A 5,887-nucleotide genomic window follows, 5' to 3' on the forward strand; every position below is an offset into this window, starting at 1 on the left:
GGTCCGCGCCCTTGCCGACCATGCAGTTGAGGCTGCGGGAACCCGCCAGCCAGCACCCGGCAGCAAGCCCGGAAACAGCGGCGCGACAGCCCAATTTGCGACTGTCGCCTGCCGACACAGGGGCGACAACCACTGTCGCCTCCGACCAGGCAGGCGACAGCGGAGGCGACACCAGCGCGACAGCGGGCGACGCCGAAGCGACAACCGCTGTCGGGGAGGCGACAGCCGACCGCGACACCTACATCTGGGCGCAGCACCTCGCGGGCCGCTCCACCCGAGAAATCAGTGCCGTTGTGGGCCTGCACCACGGCACCGTCGCCAGGATCGTCGCCCGCCTCAAGACTGAGCACGGTGCCGACGAATCCGGGGGAGAGGAGGGCACGACCAGCGTCCTGACCGTCGTTCGCTGACCGATCACCCGCGTCCGGGCGGCCAGCGTCGCCCGCCCGGAAACCCGCACGCCATCACCATCTTTGGAAGGAACCATCATGAGCATCAACGACCTGGACCTCATCAACGCGGAGCTGATGAGCGTCGCGGCCCGCTCGGCGTTCAGCAAGGTCGCCAAGCCCGGCGACACCCTCACCGGCGAAATCGTCGACGTGGTGCGCCGCCAGCGCACCACCGAAGCGGGGCTGCCGCTGTACTGGCACGACAACAAGCCCGCCACCTCCCCGACCACCGGCCGCCCGGTCATCGACTCAAGCCTGATCCTGGCGATCGACACCCCCGTCGACGAGGACGACGAAGGCCTGCGCAGCCTGCGCCTGGACCGCGACGTCCAGAAGGCCCTGCGCGACGCGCTGCGCACCGCCGGCGCGGCCCTGGCGATCGGCGGCCGCCTCGAAGGGTTCTCCTTTGTTGGCCCCGTCCCCGGTGGCGGCGGCCGAATCTACAACGGCGGCAGATACATCCCGCCCGCGGCGTAGCCCCCGGACCTACCAATGGTCCCCGACCAGCCTGGGCCGGGGGCCATTCGCATGCAGGGCCCCGAAGGCGTCGACAGGGTGTGAGCTGTATCACGCAATCGGGCTCTGTGGCTGTACCCCGCTCGTCGCGGCACTCGTACTCCGGGTGTGAGTCTTGAGGGCTTCTTGAAGACCTTTCGGACATAACGGTCGTACCGAGCTGCCGAAACATGATGGCCCGCCGGAAGATTCGCCTCGCTAAGAGTCTGGCTCCAGTGTGCGGATCACAAAGAACGTCCTCTCGCCGCGTAGGATCTCCTCAAGAGCAAGCGCCCGCGGCGGCACGGAAGTCTGGCCACCGCGCGGAGCTTGCTCGTGGCGTGGTTCTGGCGGGTCTCATGCGGGCCCGGCGAACGACCCGTCCTCGGGCTTGCTCGGCCCGTGGAGCTACTCCGGAGCAACCGCCGGGGTGGTTTCGCTCGCCGTGCAATCGCCGACGGGTTGGGAACTACGCCGAAAGGGGGTAGGCGACGTGGATTTCCACGAGCCTGCTTCGACAACTGAAGAAGGAGAACCTGAACGGTCTCGGAGTCGACTCCGGGCCGTGCTGGACTCGCTCAAGCCCGCTCTGCGGGTGATGGACTGGTCCGGTCGGGTGGTTTGTACCTACGCCGCAGTGGATCAACTCATGTCCGAACATGGGAAGAGCCTGGCAGCCGCAGGTGCAGCCGCCAGGCTGCTTCTTCATATGGTGTCAACCTACCTCTGAGGCCTTACTTCCGAGGGTAGGTAGCGAGTGGAAGTACGGAGTTGGCGCTCCAACACTTCCCCGATGGCTGGGTGCAGGGTCTCAAGTGGATCTTGCATCCAGCCTCTCGCAGTCAAGCATAGCCAATAAATCACGGAAACCAGTAGTTCTGTGTTTCATCAGTTTGGTCGCTGAGACCATGAAATTTTGAACCCCTACACCGAATCGTCGCAGGTAACAGGCGGTTTTTGTGGTGTGAGTGTGGATCGAACAGTCGCGACTGAAGCCGACGGAGCAAGCAGCTACCTCAAGAACACTGTCAGGTTCATATCCGCAGGTCAGGATACTTTTTCAGTCTCTGGGGAATCTTACTGTGGGCAGTATGTGCAGTGTGAGCAGTATGTGCAGTGTGGGCAGTTGACCCAAAACGGCGTCGATTGGTCCGCTTGATGCGGCGCAGTTGGAGCTGTCTGGCTCGGCCGCGGCTAGCAATGTCGATGCTGGTCAAGGGATAATTTTGACCAATTTAACCCGAAGATTTGGAAGCGCGAGCCAATGCTGTTGATCAGGTCGATGTTGCAGCGAGGAAGCGCTCGTGGTGTTGCGGCTAGGCCTTCGACTGGCATCCGGCGGAGCTGGCGGCTGTGTCCACAACGATGGCAGATGCCCTCCGCTCGCAGCGTGACCTTGCGCTGATCGCCCGCCCGTGTGGTCCAGCAGATTCGCTGGGCCGCAAGGGTATTCGGCGTTCTGCGTTAACCCCCTGGGGGGATGTCGCTCTTGAGCGGTGCTTTCATCTGAGCAATCAATGTGTTCCTACCGTCGATGATCACGAGGTCCTCGCGGTACAGCCGTGTCACGTCAACTCCGACGCTCATCGTCTTGGTCGAGGCCACCACGTCGGGGTGTAGCGGCTTGTGGACGGTCGCGTCCGCGGAGGGGCTGGCTTCGATGGTCGTGGTCGTTTCGACCTGTACGCCTCGTTCCTGCGCGATTTCGGCGAGTGTTCTTGCGGTCTTCTTCCGGCCGAGCCACGTGTAGGACGCCCATACGGTCTTGGTTACGGGGCCGCCGGGAATGTATTCGAGCTCGGCGAGCCATTCCTCTTCGAGGCGGTCTCGATACTCGGGTCCAACTCGTTTGGCTGCCGACTGAAGCAGAAAGCGTGGTAGGGCATTGGCCCATCCGCTCACCTCCTCCTTGAGGATCACGCCCAGGACGAGCAGGATCAGCGCTGCCCCGCCGGTCGTCAGTGCTGCAATCACCACGCACCCCCGGGATTCGGTCGCAGGGAACCCATCGCCAGTCGGCCCGGAGAAGGAGCTGGCACGCTGCGGAGGGCGGCAAGGGCTCCCACCTGCCCTTCGGCGGTCAGCTTGTAGTAGCGGCGGCGCGGCCGTCCTTCGATATCTGGGTTCTCCCAGCCGCTCTTGAGCCAGCCGACGTCTTCCAGTCGGATCAACAGCGGATACAGCGTCCCGCTCTTGAGGCCCGTGGATTTCGATAGGTCGTATCCATAGAACGACGCAGTGGGATCGTCTAGCAGCTTGTCTAGGACCTTCAATAGAGGGCCGGTGATCCGCGGTTCGGGCATGTAGAAAGTCTACCTATGTAGAGAAACTACGCAAGGGTGGCTGAAGCAGGCCCTCGCGGATGCTAGCTCGGTTTTTGCCCGCTCCCTCCGAAAGCGTGCATTGCCGCCGTAGGGACTGGGTCAAGCGCGAAGGTGGCCGGAGGCCATCGCGGAGCGACGCCGCAGGCGCCTTCGCGCTTGAGGCTGGCCCGGAGGTGGCACACAATGAGCCGCTGAGGGAGCGGGCTATCAGCTTGTGGCAGACGAGTTTCAGCTTGGGCGTTGGTGTCCCCGAGTCTGTGGCGGGTGCGAAAGAGTGTTGAATTGGTGGTGAAAAAGCATGATCATGGCGTCACACTTTTTCGCAGATAGAAACCACTCCCGGCACCCTCCCTGACCTGCGTAAACGTTCCATTCCATCCCACCCCACCCAATCCCAGATCTCATACCCACTTCGTGTGCACGAGATCTGGGATTGGGTGGGGTGGGATTCCATTACATCCAGAGGACAGGTCAGGGAGGGTGCCGGGAGTGGTTTCAAAGTTGGGTGGGTGGTTGCGTTTCGGTGGTTATGTTGCGTTGGGTAGGTGGTTTCGCGACGGGCTAGCGTGTCGAAGTCGGCCGCGGGGCGGCCTTTGTTCGCCACGCTGTTGCCAGCGTCGCTAGCTTGGGTTACCTCCGGCCGGTGGCACGTCGTGCTCGCACGCGGCGGTCCAGGGCCGCCGGGCTCGGGTGCCGCGGCCTATCGCGTTGGCGGCCGCCGGTTTTGATCCGTGGCCGTGATCGCGTCGGGTGCCGTGGTTTCCGCGAGCTGCGCTCGCGCGGTCCGGCGCGCGCGGGCTGTCTGTCCCTTCCGGTGTGGCCAACCCTTGAGCGAGCCACACCAGAACCCGCGCGTCCAGGTCGTTCGTCCTCGCTGCGCTGCGGGCGCTCCACCTGGACACCCGGAACCTGGCGCGGCCCGCCTGGGGCAGGCCACACCGGAAGGGACAGACAGCAAGCCAGGGGTGCGCTTGCGGACCGAAGAGCACCACGGCCTGGCGGCCGTGTGAAGGGCATCGCCTCGCCGGCGGGGCAGACCTCCCAAAAGGGACATGGGGAGGGCGCCCTCCAGCTGGGAGCCTCTACCGGAGTTCTCGGCAGGCCTGCGGCGGCCGCGAGCCTCTACCGGGCCTTCGCCCACGGGCCCGTCATTGAGCGGGCTCGGCCGATCACCCGGCCGCCGGTCGCATCTCGCCGATTGTCGCGCGCCAACAGTGTTGGTGTCGTCAAGAGTTCATTACGACATAGTGATGAACTCGCGCTGCCCGCTCACGCCCGAATGAGCAGCTCGGCCTAGGTGTTCGAGCTGAATCGAACACGCACTGGTGTCATTCATCGTGGTCGCGGTCGAATTTCTCGTTCTCCCTGTCAATCTCGTCGACCTCCGTCATGCACGGATCGCACAGGACCGGGAAGGGCCGGTGCTGCCCGCGGGTATGGACGATGCCTTGCCCGGGGCCGAGGTCCTCGCCGCACTTCCTGCAGCGGGCGGCGAATTCGTTCCTCATCATGATGTTCCTCCGGATGGCGTGGCCGGTTGTGGCGCAACAGCTTCCGCGTTCCAGTGTGCCGAAGCCGGAGTCGAGGGGTGCGCAACACCCCCGGGCGACCAGCTGTCCGGTCTGGTGTTGGTCAAACAAGCTGCGGCACAGGGAACTCGACTGCGGCGTGGTGCGTCGAAGCGGATATGGACGACATCGCGGGAAAAGGTTGCGATCACTCTCGACCGACTTGGCTTCAACCTGCGCCAATGCCTCAGCATCGTGCACGACCTGCGCGAACAAGGCATCGAAATCAAAACCCTCAAGGATCCACTCCCGATCGACAGCAGCAGCGATTCGATGATGGGCGAGACTGCCGTCGCCATGCTCGCCCCTTCGCGCGCGTGGACCAGGTGTTCATGCGCGAACGCGCCGCTCACGCCCGCGACATCGCGACCGCCCACCGCAAACGCCCCGGCCGTCCCCGCAAGCTCACCCCCCGGAGCAGCTGCGCGCCGTACATGCCGCCCTGGCCGCCGAACGACCCGTCGCACAGGTCGCCGACGAGTTCGGAGTCTCCCGCGCCACCCTCTACCGCTACCTCGCCGAACGACACGACCAGCAGCACACCCCGTAGCGCAACCCCGCCATGCCGAGCGCGACCATCGGCGGCGCCACGCTGGTCTGCCTGAAACCGAAGGCACCAACCTCGTGAGATGGCACAACTAGTCACACAGTCCCGGAATCCCCTCGTATGAGGGGAGATTGGCGTCGTTGACCTGTGCAACACCATGCCGAGTCGGTACCTTCAGCGCTAGATTGTGTCCTGCACGATTGTGCGTTTCCAAGAGGAGGGGCGGTCGGGATGGATCCGGTGACAGCGGCTGTGGTTGCCGCGATAACTGCAGGAGCCCTGGCGGGGGCGAAGGAAACTGCAACCCAGCTTGTGAAGGATGCGTACGGAGCGCTGAAGAACGTGATCTCACGCAAGTATGGGAACGTGGATGTCAGCGGTGTAGAGCGGAGACCGAACTCCGACGCGAAGAAACAGTCATTGGCCGAAGACCTCGAAGATGCAGGCGTCGCCGGTGACTCCGAGCTGGCGGCAGCGGCTGCTGCGGTCCTGGAGGCTGTG

Annotated in this window: 6 protein-coding genes and 1 pseudogene; 4 read left to right on the forward strand and 3 right to left on the reverse strand. The window is 64.2% G+C overall.

What is annotated here, in order from left to right; all coding sequences use genetic code 11:
- Nucleotides 1-410, forward strand: a 410-nt coding sequence (locus tag ACWELQ_RS35720) for a hypothetical protein (RefSeq protein WP_452401430.1), incomplete at its 5' end; no start/stop codon positions are given.
- Nucleotides 411-488: 78 nt separating this feature from the next.
- Complete coding sequence (locus tag ACWELQ_RS35725; protein ID WP_452401431.1) at nt 489-929, forward strand: hypothetical protein; 441 nt, start codon at nt 489-491, stop codon at nt 927-929.
- Nucleotides 930-2,411: 1,482 nt separating this feature from the next.
- Here the strand turns inward: ACWELQ_RS35725 and ACWELQ_RS35730 are convergent.
- The 3 genes from ACWELQ_RS35730 to ACWELQ_RS35740 all read right to left on the reverse strand — a co-directional run bounded on the left by ACWELQ_RS35730 (nt 2,412) and on the right by ACWELQ_RS35740 (nt 4,779).
- Nucleotides 2,412-2,921 carry a hypothetical protein gene (locus ACWELQ_RS35730; protein ID WP_452401432.1) on the reverse strand — a complete coding sequence of 170 codons (510 nt, stop codon included), beginning with the start codon at nt 2,919-2,921 and terminating at the stop codon, nt 2,412-2,414.
- Nucleotides 2,918-3,250 (reverse strand): PadR family transcriptional regulator, encoded by a 333-nt coding sequence (locus ACWELQ_RS35735; RefSeq protein ID WP_452401433.1) that lies wholly within the window; start codon nt 3,248-3,250, stop codon nt 2,918-2,920. The genes ACWELQ_RS35730 and ACWELQ_RS35735 overlap by 4 nt, the downstream gene beginning before the upstream one ends.
- A gap of 1,349 nt (nt 3,251-4,599) precedes the next feature.
- Nucleotides 4,600-4,779 carry a hypothetical protein gene (locus tag ACWELQ_RS35740; protein WP_452401434.1) on the reverse strand — a complete coding sequence of 60 codons (180 nt, stop codon included), beginning with the start codon at nt 4,777-4,779 and terminating at the stop codon, nt 4,600-4,602.
- 502 nt (nt 4,780-5,281) lie between these two features.
- On the opposite strand from ACWELQ_RS35740, the gene ACWELQ_RS35745 reads away from it, so the two are divergent.
- Both ACWELQ_RS35745 and ACWELQ_RS35750 read left to right on the forward strand, forming a co-directional pair.
- The gene (locus ACWELQ_RS35745) at nt 5,282-5,389 is read left to right on the forward strand and encodes a helix-turn-helix domain-containing protein (RefSeq protein WP_452401435.1); all 108 of its coding nucleotides are present in this window, start codon (nt 5,282-5,284) and stop codon (nt 5,387-5,389) included.
- A gap of 228 nt (nt 5,390-5,617) precedes the next feature.
- Nucleotides 5,618-5,887 (forward strand): annotated as a pseudogene (locus ACWELQ_RS35750) (hypothetical protein); the annotation flags it as partial.

The organism is Nocardia sp. NPDC004722 (assembly GCF_053601505.1).

Excerpts from the sequence above, each read along its gene's own strand:
- ACWELQ_RS35725 (WP_452401431.1), top strand. The coding sequence starts at position 489 with ATGAGCATCAACGACCTGGACCTCATCAACGCGGAGCTGATGAGCGTC.
- ACWELQ_RS35740 (WP_452401434.1), bottom strand. The coding sequence starts at position 4,779 with ATGAGGAACGAATTCGCCGCCCGCTGCAGGAAGTGCGGCGAGGACCTC.
- ACWELQ_RS35735 (WP_452401433.1), bottom strand. The coding sequence starts at position 3,250 with ATGCCCGAACCGCGGATCACCGGCCCTCTATTGAAGGTCCTAGACAAG.